This is a genomic window from Aurantimonas sp. (genome assembly GCF_964217435.1).
In the GTDB taxonomy this organism is placed as follows: Bacteria; Pseudomonadota; Alphaproteobacteria; order Rhizobiales; family Rhizobiaceae; genus Aurantimonas; species Aurantimonas coralicida.
In genome coordinates, this window is the sequence record NZ_CAXPJM010000053.1 from 48,754 (window position 1) to 63,337 (window position 14,584).

Annotated in this window: 15 protein-coding genes and 1 pseudogene; 6 read left to right on the forward strand and 10 right to left on the reverse strand. The window is 66.3% G+C overall.

Going from position 1 to position 14,584, the window contains the following annotated elements; all coding sequences use genetic code 11:
- Positions 1-12 precede the first annotated feature (12 nt).
- The 6 genes from tmk (at position 13) to mazG (ending at position 6,146) form a co-directional block, all read left to right on the forward strand.
- Positions 13-681 carry a dTMP kinase gene (gene tmk / locus ACEQX1_RS17665; protein WP_187389787.1) on the forward strand — a complete coding sequence of 223 codons (669 nt, stop codon included), beginning with the start codon at positions 13-15 and terminating at the stop codon, positions 679-681.
- A complete protein-coding gene (locus tag ACEQX1_RS17670; protein WP_370195438.1) occupies positions 678-1,736 on the forward strand; it encodes a DNA polymerase III subunit delta' in 1,059 nt (352 codons plus the stop codon). The genes tmk and ACEQX1_RS17670 overlap by 4 nt, the downstream gene beginning before the upstream one ends.
- Before the next feature lie 106 nt (positions 1,737-1,842).
- Positions 1,843-3,390, forward strand: a complete 1,548-nt coding sequence (metG, locus tag ACEQX1_RS17675; RefSeq protein WP_370197254.1) for a methionine--tRNA ligase — start codon at positions 1,843-1,845, stop codon at positions 3,388-3,390.
- Complete coding sequence (locus ACEQX1_RS17680; protein WP_370195441.1) at positions 3,390-4,184, forward strand: TatD family hydrolase; 795 nt, start codon at positions 3,390-3,392, stop codon at positions 4,182-4,184. The genes metG and ACEQX1_RS17680 overlap by 1 nt, the downstream gene beginning before the upstream one ends.
- A 15-nt stretch (positions 4,185-4,199) precedes the next feature.
- Positions 4,200-5,012: an MBL fold metallo-hydrolase gene (locus ACEQX1_RS17685; protein ID WP_370195436.1), complete on the forward strand. Its 813-nt coding sequence runs from the start codon at positions 4,200-4,202 to the stop codon at positions 5,010-5,012.
- Positions 5,013-5,273: 261 nt separating this feature from the next.
- Positions 5,274-6,146: a nucleoside triphosphate pyrophosphohydrolase gene (gene mazG, locus ACEQX1_RS17690; protein WP_370197256.1), complete on the forward strand. Its 873-nt coding sequence runs from the start codon at positions 5,274-5,276 to the stop codon at positions 6,144-6,146.
- Between the two features lie 57 nt (positions 6,147-6,203).
- Here the strand turns inward: mazG and ACEQX1_RS17695 are convergent.
- From ACEQX1_RS17695 to ACEQX1_RS17740, 10 genes and pseudogenes are all read right to left on the reverse strand, one after another.
- Positions 6,204-6,518, reverse strand: a pseudogene (locus tag ACEQX1_RS17695) (TfoX/Sxy family protein); the annotation flags it as partial.
- Between the two features lie 92 nt (positions 6,519-6,610).
- Complete coding sequence (gene sufA, locus ACEQX1_RS17700) at positions 6,611-6,988, reverse strand: Fe-S cluster assembly scaffold SufA (protein ID WP_370194925.1); 378 nt, start codon at positions 6,986-6,988, stop codon at positions 6,611-6,613.
- Between the two features lie 118 nt (positions 6,989-7,106).
- On the reverse strand, positions 7,107-7,526 hold the full coding sequence (locus ACEQX1_RS17705) for a VOC family protein (protein ID WP_370194924.1): 420 nt from the start codon (positions 7,524-7,526) through the stop codon (positions 7,107-7,109).
- A 10-nt stretch (positions 7,527-7,536) separates the two neighbouring features.
- Positions 7,537-7,890 carry an SUF system Fe-S cluster assembly protein gene (locus ACEQX1_RS17710; protein ID WP_009209657.1) on the reverse strand — a complete coding sequence of 118 codons (354 nt, stop codon included), beginning with the start codon at positions 7,888-7,890 and terminating at the stop codon, positions 7,537-7,539.
- A 147-nt stretch (positions 7,891-8,037) separates the two neighbouring features.
- Positions 8,038-9,288, reverse strand: a complete 1,251-nt coding sequence (locus tag ACEQX1_RS17715) for a cysteine desulfurase (protein ID WP_370197258.1) — start codon at positions 9,286-9,288, stop codon at positions 8,038-8,040.
- Between the two features lie 95 nt (positions 9,289-9,383).
- A complete protein-coding gene (sufD, locus tag ACEQX1_RS17720) occupies positions 9,384-10,619 on the reverse strand; it encodes a Fe-S cluster assembly protein SufD (RefSeq protein WP_370194921.1) in 1,236 nt (411 codons plus the stop codon).
- Between the two features lie 2 nt (positions 10,620-10,621).
- Positions 10,622-11,377, reverse strand: coding sequence for a Fe-S cluster assembly ATPase SufC (gene sufC / locus ACEQX1_RS17725; protein WP_188076730.1), 756 nt, complete (start codon positions 11,375-11,377; stop codon positions 10,622-10,624).
- A 14-nt stretch (positions 11,378-11,391) separates the two neighbouring features.
- Positions 11,392-11,709, reverse strand: a complete 318-nt coding sequence (locus ACEQX1_RS17730) for an antibiotic biosynthesis monooxygenase (RefSeq protein ID WP_228241001.1) — start codon at positions 11,707-11,709, stop codon at positions 11,392-11,394.
- Positions 11,706-13,229: a Fe-S cluster assembly protein SufB gene (gene sufB / locus ACEQX1_RS17735; RefSeq protein WP_024351749.1), complete on the reverse strand. Its 1,524-nt coding sequence runs from the start codon at positions 13,227-13,229 to the stop codon at positions 11,706-11,708. Before sufB ends, ACEQX1_RS17730 begins: the two co-directional genes overlap by 4 nt.
- A 133-nt stretch (positions 13,230-13,362) precedes the next feature.
- Positions 13,363-14,550, reverse strand: a complete 1,188-nt coding sequence (locus tag ACEQX1_RS17740; protein WP_370193433.1) for a cysteine desulfurase family protein — start codon at positions 14,548-14,550, stop codon at positions 13,363-13,365.
- Between the last annotated feature and the right edge of the window lie 34 nt (positions 14,551-14,584).

Consider the following 14,584-nt stretch of genomic DNA (forward strand, 5'->3'; position numbering starts at 1 on the left):
ACCCGATTTTTCATGACATTCGAGGGCGGCGAGGGGAGTGGCAAGACGACCCAGATCGCCCGCCTCGCCGACCATCTGCGCAGCGAAGGCCACGACGTCGTCACCACCCGCGAGCCGGGCGGCTCGCCCGGCGCCGACGCGCTGCGGCACGTCATCCTGTCCGGCGCTGCCGAGGGGCTGGGCGTCGAGGTCGAGGCGATGCTCTTCGCTGCCGCCCGCGCCGACCATGTGGACACGCTGATCCGGCCGGCACTGGATGCCGGCAAGATCGTCCTGTGCGACCGGTTCCACGATTCCACCCGGGTCTATCAATTCCTCGATTCCGATCTCGACCAGGATTATCGCGACGCGATGGAGCGGGCCGCGCTCGGCGATCTCCTGCCGAACCTGACCATCATCCTCGACGTGCCGGCGAGCGTCGGGGTCGAGCGGGCGCGGCAGCGCCGGGCCGACCATTCGCCCGACCGTTTCGAGAAGGAGGACGAAGCGCTGCACGAACGCCGGCGGCAGGCCTTCCGCAAGCTCGCCGAGGACGAACCGGAGCGCTGCGTGATCGTCGACGGCACGCAGGCCGAGGACAAGGTCGCGGCGGAGATCCGGGACATCGTCGACGACCGCCTCGGGGCGGCCCGGTTCGAGGCGATCGGCCAGTCGCTGGGGGCAGGGCAGGCCGCCCGATGAGCGACGCGGCGCTGGACATCCCGGCGAGCCACGACGATCTCGACGGCGTGCCGCCGCCCGCGGCAACGCCCACGCTCTTCGGGCACCGGAGCGAATTCGCCGAGCTGGCGTCGGCCGAAGCGGCCGGGCGGCTGCACCATGCCTGGCTGTTTCAGGGCCCGCGCGGGGTCGGCAAGGCGACGACCGCCTTCGCTTTCGCGCGGCACCTGCTCTCGCCCGGCCATGCCAGGGGCACCGAGCCGCCGGTGTTCGATCCGGCCGACCCGGCCATGCGCCAGATCGCGCTCGGCACCTATCCCGGCCTCGTCCATGTAACCCGGCCGCCGGTCGAGAAGGGCACGGGCTTTCGCACCCAGATCACCGTCGAGGGCGTGCGCAAGCTGAACCGCTTCTTCCAGGCCACCGGTTCGCGCACGAGCTGGCGGATCGCGATCATCGATCCGGCCGACGACATGAACCGCAGCGCCGCCAACGCGCTTCTGAAGATCCTCGAAGAGCCGCCGGCGCGCTCGGTCTTCCTGATCATGAACCACACGCCGGGCCGGCTGTTGCCGACCATCCGGTCGCGCTGCCGCACGCTGCGCTTCGAGCCGCTGGGCGACGATGACCTCGCAGCGGCGACCGCCGCCGCGCTGCCGAGCGCCGGCCAGGACGAGATTGCCGCCGCCGTGCCGCTTAGCGAAGGCAGCGCACGGCAGGCGATCTCACTGATCGCTTATGGCGGGATCGAGATCCGGCAGTCGCTGCAGACGCTCATTGCAGCAGACCGGCCCGACTGGAACAGCATCCATTCCATGGCCGACGCCCTGACCCAGAAGGGGCGCGAGCAGGCCTACGAGTTTCTGATCACCGCGCTTCTGTCGGCAACAGCCGAGGCGAGCGAAGCGTGCCTGTCGCGCGGCGACAGTGCCGGGGCCGCGTCGCTCGCGGCGCTCTGGCAGGACGAGACCGCGAGGCTGCGCGAGGCCGCAGCCTATAATCTCGATCGCAAGCAGGCGCTGCTGACGCTTTTCGACCGGTTCTACCGCTGCCGCGGGGCCGCAGGCGCCGCCTGAACGCCATTGCGGCAGGTTTCGGACGCCGATCGATTGAGCCGCCTGCGCCAATGCACTATGTCGCAGGGATCACGTCGCTATCGTACCGGAGTTTGACGACAGCCCCATGGCCGAACGCTTCTACCTGACCACCGCGATCTCCTATCCGAACGGTCGTCCGCATATCGGCCACGCCTACGAGTTCATCGCGACCGACGCGCTGGCGCGCTTCAAGCGGCTGGACGGCTACGACGTGTTCTTCCTGACGGGCACCGACGAGCACGGCATCAAGATGCTGCAGAGCGCGCGCGAGCAGGGCATCAGCCCGGCCGAGCTCGCCCGGCGGAACTCGGCCGAGTTCGAGGCGATGGCGGCCCTTCTGGGCGGCACCAACGACGATTTCATCCGCACCAGCGAAGACCGGCACGTGGCCGCCAGCCAGGCGATCTGGACCAAGATGGCCGCCGCCGGAGACGTCTACAAGGACGCCTATTCGGGCTGGTACTCGGTCCGCGACGAAGCCTATTACGGCGAGGACGAGACCGAGCTGCGCGAGGACGGCAAGCGCTACGGCCCGCAGGGCTCGCCCGTCGAATGGGTGGCCGAGGAAAGCTATTTCTTCAAACTGTCGGAGTTCCAGGACCGGCTCCTGGCGCTCTACGAGGACAATCCGGACTTCATCGGCCCGGCCGAGCGGCGCAACGAGGTGATGTCCTTCGTGCGCTCGGGCCTGCGCGACCTGTCGATCTCGCGGACCACCTTCGACTGGGGCATTCCCGTGCCCGGCGACGAGAAGCACGTCATGTATGTGTGGGTCGACGCGCTCACCAACTACCTGACCGCCACCGGCTTTCCGGAGGAGGGCGAGCGCTCGGCCTACTGGCCCGCCGACCTGCATGTCATCGGCAAGGACATCGTGCGCTTCCATACGGTCTACTGGCCGGCCTTCCTGATGTCCGCCGGCCTGCCGCTGCCGCGCCGCGTCTATGCTCACGGCTTCCTGTTCAACCGCGGGGAGAAGATGTCGAAGTCGGTCGGCAACGTCATCGACCCGGCTGCCCTGGTCGAGGTCTATGGCCTTGATCGGCTGCGCTATTTCCTGCTTCGCGAGGTGCCGTTCGGCCAGGATGGCAATTATTCCCACGAGGCGATCGTCAACCGGACCAATTCCGAGCTCGCCAACGATCTCGGCAATCTGGCGCAGCGGTCGCTGTCGATGGTCGGCAAGCATTGCGGCGCCAAGGTGCCGACGCCTGGCGCCTTCACCGAGGCCGACACGGCGATCCTGACGGCGGCGAACGACCTGTTGCCCAAGGTCCGCACGATGATCGACCGGCAGGAACTGCACGGCGTTCTCGCCGCGATCATCGCCGTGGTCAGCGAGGCCAATCGTTATTTCGCTGGCCAGGAGCCATGGGCGCTGCGCAAGAGCGATCCGGCGCGCATGGAGACGGTGCTGTTCGTTACCGCCGAAATCCTGCGCCGGGTGGCGATCCTGCTGCAGCCCTTCGTGCCGGAGAGCGCCGGCAAGCTGCTCGACATTCTCGGGGTCGGCCCGGACGCCCGGACGTTCAATGAACTGACACCCGATGTCCGCCTGGTGCCGGGGGCCGACCTGCCGGCGCCGCAGCCGATCTTCCCGCGCTTCGTCGAGGCGGAAGACGCCGCATCATGATGCCGTTCCTCGTCGACAGCCATTGCCATCTGGACTTCCCGGACTTCGCCGAGGATCGCGCGGACCTGATCGTCCGCGCCAAGGCCGAAGGCGTTGGCCTGTTCGTGACGATCTCCACCTTCGTCTCGAAGATCGAGAACTTGAAGGCGATCACGCGGGACCACCCGGAGGTCTATGCCTCGGTCGGCACCCATCCGCACAACGCCGCCGCCGAGCCCGATGTCAGCACCGAAGATCTCGTCCGTCTGTCGCAGGACCAGAGGATCGTCGCCATCGGCGAAGCCGGGCTCGACTATTTCTACGACAAGGCGCCGCGCGACATCCAGGAGACGGTGTTTCGCCGGCATATCGCGGCGGCGCGCGAGACCGGGCTGCCGCTGGTGATCCATTCCCGCGACGCCGACGACGACATGATCCGGATCCTCGAGGACGAAAGCGGGAAGGGGACCTTCCCCTTCATCCTGCACTGCTTCTCCGCCGGACCGCGGCTCGCCGAGGTCGGCGTGGCGCTTGGCGGCCATGTGTCGTTCTCCGGCATCCTGGCCTTCAAGAAGTCCGAGGAGATCCGCGCCATCGCCGCCGACGTGCCGATGGAGCGCCTGCTGGTGGAGACCGACGCGCCGTATCTTGCGCCACCGCCATATCGCGGCAAGCGCAATGAGCCGGCTTACGTTCGCCATACCGCCGAGGTGCTTGCAGAAACGAAGGGAGTCGATCTGGCGACCATCGCGCGCCAGACCTCGGACAATTTCTTCGCGCTGTTCTCGAAAGTTCCCGATCCGAGAACGGCTTAGGCGGAGACGCTGAGGGTGAGCGACACGCTACGGCTGACCATTCTGGGCTGCGCTTCGTCGCCGGGCGTTCCGCGCATCAACGGCGACTGGGGCGCCTGCGACCCCACGAACCCGAAGAACCGGCGTCTGCGGTCTTCGGCGCTGGTCGAGCGGATCGGACCGAACGGCCGGACGGTCGTCGCCATCGATTGCGGCCCGGATTTTCGCGAGCAGATGCTGATGGCCCGGGTCGCACATCTCGACGCCGTGGTGCTGACCCATCCGCATGCCGACCACATTCACGGCATGGACGATCTGCGCGGCTACATGCTGACCCAGAAGTCCCGCATTCCGGTGCATTCGGACCATTCGACCCATGCCCGGGTGCTGGAAGCCTTCCGCTATTGCTTCGAGACCCCGGCGGGCAGTGCCTATCCGCCGGTGGCGCGGCATGTCGAGATCAGCGCCGGCGAGACATTCTCGGTAGACGGCGCCGGCGGCAAGCTGAGCTTCGCGCCGTTTCGCCAGGAGCACGGCTCGATCCATTCGCTGGGCTACCGGATCGGGCCGCTGTCCTATTGCAGCGATGTCAGCGACTTTCCAGACGCCGCCATCGCGGCCATCGCCGGCGCACAGCATATCGTCATCGACGCGCTCCAGTACCGGACGCATCCCAGCCATCTGTCGGTCGAACAGGCGCTCGACTGGATCGCGCGTCTCGGCGTGCCCGAAGCGACGCTGACCCACATGCATATACCGCTGGACTACGACACGCTGTGCCGCGAACTGCCGGGCCATGTGCGTCCGGGCTTCGATGGCCTGACGCTGGAATGGCCGCTCGACGCCTGAGCCGAAGCCGAGGCCGGGGGCGACCGGATCGCAGGGCCGACCGAAGGTGGACAGCGGCTAGGACACCGCCGCCCACCAGCCCCTGTGCGCTTGGTTCCATAATCTATCTTATGCAACTTAGCTGTGTGGGTTGATGGATACGGGCTCGGCTGTGGGCCGTGCGAGATGCCGCGATACGTGTCGGCAATTGGCTGGCCCTTCCCCTTGGGTCCGCTCGTCGCTATGCGGGATCGATCCGCAGGACTGTTCCGGAGTTTCGCCATGACGCCATCCAAGGACGTTGCACGCCTCGTCGAGATCATGGCGGCGCTGCGCGATCCGGTGTCCGGCTGTCCCTGGGATGTCGAGCAGGATTTCGCGACGATCGCGCCCTACACGATCGAGGAAGCCTACGAGGTCGCCGATGCCATCGAACGCAACGACGCGGTCGACCTGCGCGAGGAACTGGGCGACCTCCTGCTGCAGGTCGTCTATCACGCGCAGCTGGCAACCGAGGCCGGCCTGTTCGATTTCGGCGACGTGGTGGATGGCATCACCCGCAAGATGATCCGCCGGCATCCGCATGTCTTCGGCGATGCAGACGCGCGTTCGGCGGGCTCGGCCAAGGGCCAGTGGGAGCGTATCAAGGCCGAGGAAAAGGCCGAGCGCGCGGCTCTGCGCGAAACCGTCGCCACAGTCGCGCTGACGGCCGAGACGCGCGTCCCGGAGGCAGCAGACCAGGCCGGGTCCGGGTTTCTCGATGGGGTTCCGTCAGGCTTTCCGGCGCTGACGCTGGCGCTGAAAATACAGCAGAAAGCCGCGAAAGTCGGCTTCGACTGGGTCCGGCCGGAGCCGATCGTCGGCAAGATCGTCGAGGAGATCGACGAAGTGGCCGAGGCCGCGGAGAGCGGCGATCGCGACGCGCTGGAGGGCGAGATCGGCGATCTTCTATTCAGCGCGGTCAATCTCGCGCGCTATCACGAGATCGATCCCGAAGCCGCATTGCGGCGTTGCGTGCGCAAGTTCCGCGGCCGGTTTCGCCATATCGAACAGGAGCTTGCTGCGACGGGCCGCGCGCTGGAAACGGCCAGCCTCGATGAAATGGAAGCGCTCTGGGTCGCGGCCAAGACACGCAAGCAGCCGGCGGCCTCCTGACGGAGCCGAGCGGATCCTGAGGGTCTGTTCGGATACCGCAGTTCAAGGCTACCGCGCTCAGGCGTCCGGGCCTCGGGTGCCGGATCTCAACCGTTTCGGCTCGCCTTTTGGCTTTGCGGCGCCCTTTGTCCGGGCCGCGCGCCGGGAGGCTCCATCGGCTAGCGCGATCCAGCGCTTCGCTTCGTCCGGGTCGTCGAAGGCGGCATCCGGCATCCGGTAATAGGGCATCCGCACGGGGCTTCGGCGGGTGCGGGCGTAATGCCAGTTTCGCAGACCTTCGGCCTCGTAGATGGCATCGGTCTTGGCATCGCTCTTGAGATAGAGTTCGCCATCGACGACCAGAGCGAGGATGCGATCTCCCCTGCCCGCCGAACATCCGGCGAATGCGAAATCCGGAAACCGAAGCGAAGAGCTCGCGGAGAAAGTCCTCGTCCATCGGACCGCTCAGGCGCGATGGCAGGCGGTCATCCCGGCTGGCCGGCGAGCGCCGCCAGATCGGCCTGCTTCAGCTCGACGGATTCGCCGCAGCCGCAGGCCGAGGTCTGGTTGGGATTGCGGAAGGTGAAGCCGGACCGCAGGACGGTCTCCTCGTAATCCATCTCCGTACCGAGCAGGAACAGGACCGCTTCCGGGGCGACCAGCACCCTGGCGCCGTCCTTCTCGATCATGTCCTCGTTGGGGTTGGCTTCGGTTGCGAGGTCGATGGTGTATTCCATCCCTGCGCAGCCGCCCTTCTTGATGCCGACACGCAGGCCGAGCGCATCCGCGCCCTTGCTCGACGTGATCGCCTTGACCCGCTCGGCAGCGGCGTCGGTCATGCTCATCACGGTGAAGCGGCTCATGGCAGCCTCCTTTCGAGAAAATCTGTCACGCGGACACTATCAGAAAGATGGGGCGTTTCGCGAGGCGCCACAAGGCGAACGCTGCGTCGGCGTCCAGGCGCGGGCCATGCAACACCGCTCAGGACCGCGACCAGAGTTCACGCGTCGCAAGTTCGGCGGCATGACCGTCGGGATCGCGGAAATACAGGCTGTGGCCCCGTCCCCGCGACCATCGAACCTCGCTCTCGACCATGACGCCGCAGGCTTCGAGATGGCTGCGCCATTCATCCACCGAGCCCGGCGGAATGCCGAGCGCGAAGTGGATCGGACCCTGGCCGTCATGGGGCGGGATCGTCCCGTCCGGCGTCGCCACCGGTTCCAGCGTGGAGCCGCGGGCGAAAAGGATCAGGACCGTGCCGTCGGGCAGGCGGAAGACGCAGATGCGCTCTTCCTCGAACAGCGGCTCGATGCCGAGCAGCGCCGCGTAGAACGCCTTCGACCGCGCCATGTCGTCGACATAGAGGCAGGTTTCCAGCAATCCCGACAGCGGCGGTGTCATGGCGTCAGCGTCAGAACCAGCCGACGGCGACCTGCGCCTCTTCGCTCATCCGCTCGGGCGTCCACGGAGGATCGAAGACGAGGTCGACGCGGACCTGGCCGACACCGTCGACGGAGCTGACGGCATTCTCGACCCAGATCGGCATTTCGCCGGCCACCGGACAGCCCGGCGCGGTCAGGGTCATCTCGACGTCGACATTGCGCTCGTCGTCGATGTCGATCTTGTAGATCAGGCCGAGCTCGTAAATGTCGGCCGGGATCTCCGGGTCGTAGACGGTCTTCAGCGCGCCGACGATGTCGTCGGTGAGGCGCGTGAGCTCCTCGGCCGGGATCGCCGATTGCGTGCCGTTGTCGCCGGACGCCATGGCGACGTTGGCGGCGGCCGTGTCGTCTGCTGCGGGCTTGGGGTCGGCTTGGTCGGTCATGCGGTCATCCTTGCGGCCTGCCCCGGTTTCGCGTGATCGCGATGCTGCGGGGCCATGCCTTCAAAATCTTCTCTGGCGTGCGCCTGATCAGGCGAAGAAGCGCCGCGCCTTTTCGAGCGCCTCGGCCAGGCGATCGATCTCGTCGGTCGTATTATACATACCAAACGATGCCCGGCATGTGGAAGTCGCGCCGTATCGCTTCAAGAGCGGCTGGGCGCAGTGGGTGCCGGCGCGCACGGCAACGCCCTCACGGTCGATGACCATAGAAATGTCGTGGGCGTGGATGCCCTCCAGGTCGAAGGAGACAATGGCCCCCTTCCCCGGCGCTTCGCCATAGATGCGCAACGAGTTCACTGCGCGCAAACGCTCATGGGCGTAGTCGCGCAGGGTCTCCTCGTGGCCGGCGATCGCCTCGCGGCCGATGTGGCGCATGTAATCCAGCGACGCACCGAGGCCGATGGCCTGGACGATCGGCGGCGTGCCCGCCTCGAAGCGGTGCGGCGGCGCGTTGTAGGTCACCGCGTCCTCGGTCACCTCGACGATCATCTCGCCGCCGCCATTGAAGGGCCGGGTGCGCTCCAGCATGTCGCGCTTGCCGTAGAGAATGCCGATGCCGGTCGGGCCGTAGACCTTGTGTCCGGTGAAGACGTAGAAATCGCAGTCGAGATCCTGCACGTCGACCGGCAGGTGCACGGCGGCCTGGCTGCCGTCGACGAGCACCGGAATGCCCCTGGCATGGGCCATCGCGCAGACCGCCTTTACGTCGACGACGGTGCCCAGCACGTTCGACATGTGGGTGGTGGCGATCATCTTCGTGCGCGGCGTGATCGTCCGCTCGAAGGCGGCGACGTCGATGGAGCCGTCTTCCTCGACCGGGACGAAGACCAGCTTGGCGCCCTTCTTCTCGCGGATGAAGTGCCAGGGCACGATGTTGGAGTGGTGCTCCATGATCGTCAGGACGATCTCGTCGCCCTCGCCGATCTCGTTCATGCCGTAGCCATAGGCGACGAGGTTGATCGCCTCGGTGGCCGACCGCGTGAAGACGATCTCCTCGGCGCTCGGCGCGTTGAGGAAGTCCGACACCTTGCCGCGGGCCGCCTCGAATTCCTCGGTCGCCTTGTTGGAGAGGAAATGCAGGCCGCGATGGACGTTGGCGTAGTCTTCGGAATAAGCCTTCTGGATCGCGTCGAGCATGGCCCGCGGCTTCTGGGCCGAGGCGCCGTTGTCGAGATAGACCAGCGGCTTGCCGTAGACTTCCTTCGACAGGATCGGGAAGTCGCGCCGGATGGCGTCGATGTCGTAGGCGGGACTGGCCGCAGCCATCACGTCAGCCTTCATGGCACGGGAACTCCGGTTTGCGCGCGGGTCGCCTCGGCATGGCCAAGGGGCGAGACGGGCGCGGCCGAGATGTCGGCGCGCCCGTCAGGACCGCATTATCGCTCGTGTGCGAGCCAGGCGTCGATGCGCTCCATCAGCGCGCCTCCGGCCGCTTCATCTTCCAGCTCTTCCACGACCTCGGCGACGAAGGCCTTCACGAGCAGCGCCCGTGCCGGCTTCTCCGGAATGCCGCGCGACATCAGGTAGAACAGGTGATCGGCGTTGATCTCGCCCGCCGTCGCGCCGTGTCCGCACTGCACGTCGTCGGCGAAGATCTCCAGCTCGGGCTTGGCCGAGAAGTCACCCTGGTCCGACAGGAGCAGCGTGTTGCAGGCCATCTTCGCGTCGGTCTTCTGGGCGTCCTTGGCGACCTTGATCATGCCCTGGAAGACGCCGTGGCCACCCGTGACCACGTTCCGGAAGGTCTCCGTCGCGGTGGTGTTAGGCACCTGATGGCGCAGGGTCGTCGTCACGTCGACATGCTGGCCCTCGGTCAGAAGGTTCACGCCGCGGATGCGGATCTCGCTGTTCTCGCCAACGGATTCGACGTGAACCTCGTTGCGCACCAGCGCGCCGCCGCTGTTCAGGACGAACAGCTTGAACACGGCATTGGCGCCGACGGTCACGTTGAGCTGGCCGAGATGGGCGGCCGACATGCCCTTCGCCTGATCGATGATCCAGAGCACTTCGGCCCCGTCGGCGATGGTCAGGTGCGACACGCCGGTCGAGGGCGCGCCCGTGGCATTGCCCTCGATGCGCTCGACGAAGGTCGCGCGGGCACCCTCGCCGACCGTGCAGCGGGCAAAGCCGTGACCGCGCTCGCCGGTGCCGGCGCGCAGCTCGATCGCGGACGCCAGCGCCGTTCCGGCGGCGACATTGACCACGACGGCCGGTGCGCCGAAGGCGGCATTGACCAGGCGAACCGTATCGATCGGCCGATCGAGATGGTTCGGCGACTTGTTCCAGTCCGCCGCCTCGCTCACCGCCGCGATCTGCACGCCCTCGGGCGCGGTGGTCGCGGCCGGATCGCTCATCTCGACCACATGGCTGTTGTGCAGGAGCGGCGCCAGCAGCGCCGAATCCTCGCTCGCCGTTGCCTCGGCCGCCGGCAGGCGCCCCATCAGGGCGCGCAGATCGGTGTAGTGCCAAGCTTCGGTGCGCCGGTTGGGCAGGCCTTCACGGCGCAGGGCGTCGATGGCGGAGGCCGCCGTCGCAACGCTGCCGGCCCGCTCGGCGCTGTCGATCAGCGCCGCCTCGGCCGGGCTTCTTGTCTTGAGCTGATGCACCGACATGATCAGGCTGCCTCGTCGATCAGCTGGCCGTAGCCCTCGTTCTCGAGCTGCAGGGCCAGGTTCTTGTCGCCGGTCTTGATGATGCGGCCCTTGTAGAGGACGTGCACCGTGTCCGGCACGATGTAGTCGAGCAGGCGCTGGTAATGGGTGATGACCAGGAACGAGCGCTCCGGCGAACGCAGCGCGTTGACGCCGTCGGCGACGATCTTCAGCGCGTCGATGTCGAGGCCGGAATCGGTCTCGTCCATGACGCAGAGCTTGGGCTCGAGCAGCGCCATCTGGAGGATCTCGGCGCGCTTCTTCTCACCGCCCGAGAAGCCGACATTCAGCGGCCGCTTCAGCATGGCGGCGTCAATCTTCAGATCGGCGGCCGCAGCCTTCACCCGGCGCATGAAGTCAGGCGTGGTCAGCTCGGCCTCGCCGCGCGCCTTGCGCTGGGAGTTGAGCGCAGTCTTCAGGAAGGTCATCGTGGCGACGCCCGGGATCTCCAGCGGATACTGGAAGGCCAGGAAGACGCCCGAAGCGGCGCGCTCGGCCGGGTCCATCTCGAGGATCGACTCGCCGTTGTAGAGGATGTCGCCCTCGGTGACCTCGTAGTCGTCGCGACCGGCGAGGATGTAGGACAGGGTCGACTTGCCGGAGCCGTTCGGCCCCATGATCGCCGCGACCTCACCGTCCTGGACGGTCAGATTGACGCCGCGCAGGATCTCGGTTTCGTCGTCCGCCACGCGGGCATGAAGGTTCTTGATTTCAAGCATGTCAGTTCCTGCGATCAGTAGCTGCGCGTGTCGCGCAATTCATAGTGTTGCGAGCGTTCGTCGAACCGTTTCAGGACGCGCCGCGCCTCGTCGGGGACGTAGCTGCGCTCGTGGTCATCGCCGACAAAAGCCTTCACGTTGTCGATGGAATCGAATTCCATGATGGTGATGAACTCGACCTCGTCGGCAAGCGGGCGACGCAACACCTCAATGCGGCGGAACCCGGGAATGGCCTTGCCTTCGATGCCCTTGATCACCTCCGAGCGAAGGATCGCCTCGTACGTTTCGGCGTTTTCCGGCGTCGTGTATCCATGCCAGATCCGTTTGATCATCCCACCGAGCCTTCGAGGCTGATGCCGATCAGCTTCTGGGCCTCGACGGCGAACTCCATCGGGAGCTGCTGGATCACGTCCTTGACGAAGCCGTTGACGATCAGCGCCACGGCCTCTTCCTCGGGGATGCCGCGCTGCATGCAGTAGAACAGCTGGTCGTCCGAGATCTTCGAGGTGGTCGCCTCGTGCTCGAACTGCGCGGTGGCGTTCTTTACCTCGATATAGGGCACCGTGTGCGCGCCGCAGTCGTTGCCGATCAGCAGCGAGTCGCACTGGGTGAAGTTGCGGGCATTCGTCGCCTTGCGGTTGGCCGAGACCTGGCCGCGATAGGTGTTGTTCGAATTGCCCGCCGAGATGCCCTTGGAGATGATGCGGCTAGACGTGTTCTTGCCGAGATGCAGCATCTTGGTGCCGCTGTCGATCTGCTGGCGACCGTTGGACACGGCGATGGAATAGAACTCGCCGCGGGAATTGTCGCCGCGCAGGATGCAGGACGGGTACTTCCAGGTGATCGCCGAACCGGTCTCGACCTGGGTCCAGGAGATCCGCGAGTTCTTGCCGCGGCAGTCGCCCCGCTTGGTGACGAAGTTGTAGATGCCGCCCTTGCCGTCCTTGTCGCCCGGATACCAGTTCTGGACGGTGGAGTACTTGATCTCGGCATCGTCCAGGGCGATCAGCTCGACCACGGCCGCATGCAGCTGGTTCTCGTCGCGCTGGGGCGCCGTGCAGCCTTCCAGATAGGAGACGTAGGAGCCCTCGTCGGCGATGATCAGCGTGCGCTCGAACTGGCCGGTGTTCTTCTCGTTGATCCGGAAATAGGTCGACAGCTCCATCGGGCAGCGAACGCCCTTCGGCACGTAGACGAAGGAACCGTCGGTAAAGACCGCGGAGTTCATCGTGGCGAAGAAATTGTCGGACACCGGCACTACCGAGCCGAGATATTTCTTCACCAGCTCGGGATGCTCGCGGATCGCCTCGGAGATCGGCATGAAGATGACGCCGGCCTTCTCGAGTTCCTTCTTGAAGGTGGTGGCGACGGAAACCGAATCGAAAACGGCATCGACGGCGACGCGGCTTTCGCGCGGCGCGATCTCGTTGCCGTCCTCGTCATAGGTCGGCTCGGCCGCAGGCTTGACGACGCCGGCCAGCATCTCCTGCTCGCGAAGCGGAATGCCGAGCTTCTCGTAGGTACGCAGGATCTCGGGATCGACCTCGTCCAGCGAGGCCGGGCCGGACATGGATTTCGGCGCGGCGTAATAATGGATGTCCTGGAAGTCGATCTCGGGATAGTCGAGACGCGCCCAGGACGGGCTCTCCATCGTCTTCCAGCGCTCGAACGCCTCCAGACGCCAGTCCAGCATCCACTGGGGCTCGCCCTTCTTGGCGGAGATCAGCCGGATGATGTCTTCGTTGAGGCCCTTGGGCGCCACATCCATCTCGATGAGCGTCTCGAAGCCGTATTTGTACTGATCGACATCGATCTTGCGGACCTGATCGATGGTTTCCTGAACTGCTGGCATTCCAATTCTCCATACTCGCCGGATTCAAGGTCCGGTGGTCGGCGCGCCGCCGAAGCGCCCGGCCGCGCGGTGTAGATAGCAACGAAGCGCCCCGATTTTTAGGGCGTAGCCGATGTCCTGCGAACTCTTATCGTCACGCCGCGCGGTGGGCCCTCGCCGCCGGTGCGGCGCGCCCCGCCAGGGCGGCATATTCGCGAACGAAACGATCGAGATCGTGCGTTGCGGTGTCATAGCCGAAGCTGATGCGGATGGCACCGTCATCGGCAGAAATCTGAAGGCCTCCCCGCACCATCGCGTCGACCACATGGCTGCGACCGACCTTGCCCGACGAACATGCCGATCCGGCCGACACGGCGAGCCCGGCGAGATCGAGACCGATCTGGGCAGTTTCGGCACGCAGACCCGATGCTGCGATCGCCACCGTGTTGGGCAGGCGCGGCGCATGGCCGCCGAGAAGGGTCGCCTGCGGCACTTGCGCCAGAAGCGCGGTTTCCAGATGCCGGCGCAACGCCATCAGATCGTCGGGCGCATGCTCGAGCCGCTGCCGCGCAATACGGGCCGCCGCGCCGAGGCTTGCGATGGCCGGCACGGCCTCCGTTCCGGCGCGGCGCCCCTTTTCCTGGCCGCCGCCGCGCACGAGCGCGAAAGGCCGCGTCGCGGGATCGCGAAACATCATGGCGCCGACGCCCTTGGCCGCACCGAATTTGTGCCCGGAGACGAAAGCCGCATCGGCGCCGCTCGCCGCAAAATCGAAACCGATTCGGCCGATCATCTGGACCACATCGAGGATAAGCCGGACCGGACGATCGGCAATCGCCGTCCGGATGTCGTCCAAGGGCTGCAGGACACCGGTCTCGGAATTGGCCAGCGTCAGCGCCAGAAGGCCGGTCATGCCGTCTTCGAGGGTCTCGGCCCATGCGGCCAGGGCGGCGCAATCGACGATGCCGTCAGCATCGACCGGCAGGCGCGTCACGTCGGCGGAGGCGAAGGCACCGCCGTCACGCACGCAAGGGTGATCGGTATCGATGACGGCGAGACGCGAAACCCGCGTCTCCTGCCCATCCACGAGCCAGCGCGGCGACAGGCAGGTGGTGGCCGCCTCACTGGCGCCACTTGTGAAGGCGATCTGTTCGGCGTTGCAGCCGACGAGCCGCGCCAGTTCGTCGCGGGCGCTCTCCACCAGCTTCCTGGCGGCACGTCCTTCGCTGTGAACGGACGAAGCGTTGGCGGCATCGAGCGAGTCGATCAGCGCGGCGCGCGCTTCGGCCAGAAGCGGCGCACTCGCATTGTGATCCAGATAGAGACGCTCGTCTCTGCTCATTGCCTCTCGCAACGGTTCGGTCCGGGGCGCGATG

What these genes read in the sequence shown, in the direction of transcription:
- ACEQX1_RS17715 (WP_370197258.1), bottom strand. Translation starts at nt 9,288, where the DNA reads ATGAAGGCTGACGTGATGGCTGCGGCCAGTCCCGCCTACGACATCGAC.
- ACEQX1_RS17705 (WP_370194924.1), bottom strand. Translation starts at nt 7,526, where the DNA reads ATGACACCGCCGCTGTCGGGATTGCTGGAAACCTGCCTCTATGTCGAC.
- metG (WP_370197254.1), top strand. Translation starts at nt 1,843, where the DNA reads ATGGCCGAACGCTTCTACCTGACCACCGCGATCTCCTATCCGAACGGT.
- sufC (WP_188076730.1), bottom strand. Translation starts at nt 11,377, where the DNA reads ATGCTTGAAATCAAGAACCTTCATGCCCGCGTGGCGGACGACGAAACC.
- mazG (WP_370197256.1), top strand. Translation starts at nt 5,274, where the DNA reads ATGACGCCATCCAAGGACGTTGCACGCCTCGTCGAGATCATGGCGGCG.
- ACEQX1_RS17680 (WP_370195441.1), top strand. Translation starts at nt 3,390, where the DNA reads ATGCCGTTCCTCGTCGACAGCCATTGCCATCTGGACTTCCCGGACTTC.
- sufB (WP_024351749.1), bottom strand. Translation starts at nt 13,229, where the DNA reads ATGCCAGCAGTTCAGGAAACCATCGATCAGGTCCGCAAGATCGATGTC.
- sufA (WP_370194925.1), bottom strand. Translation starts at nt 6,988, where the DNA reads ATGAGCCGCTTCACCGTGATGAGCATGACCGACGCCGCTGCCGAGCGG.
- ACEQX1_RS17670 (WP_370195438.1), top strand. Translation starts at nt 678, where the DNA reads ATGAGCGACGCGGCGCTGGACATCCCGGCGAGCCACGACGATCTCGAC.
- ACEQX1_RS17740 (WP_370193433.1), bottom strand. Translation starts at nt 14,550, where the DNA reads ATGAGCAGAGACGAGCGTCTCTATCTGGATCACAATGCGAGTGCGCCG.
- ACEQX1_RS17710 (WP_009209657.1), bottom strand. Translation starts at nt 7,890, where the DNA reads ATGGCGTCCGGCGACAACGGCACGCAATCGGCGATCCCGGCCGAGGAG.
- ACEQX1_RS17730 (WP_228241001.1), bottom strand. Translation starts at nt 11,709, where the DNA reads ATGATCAAACGGATCTGGCATGGATACACGACGCCGGAAAACGCCGAA.
- tmk (WP_187389787.1), top strand. Translation starts at nt 13, where the DNA reads ATGACATTCGAGGGCGGCGAGGGGAGTGGCAAGACGACCCAGATCGCC.
- sufD (WP_370194921.1), bottom strand. Translation starts at nt 10,619, where the DNA reads ATGTCGGTGCATCAGCTCAAGACAAGAAGCCCGGCCGAGGCGGCGCTG.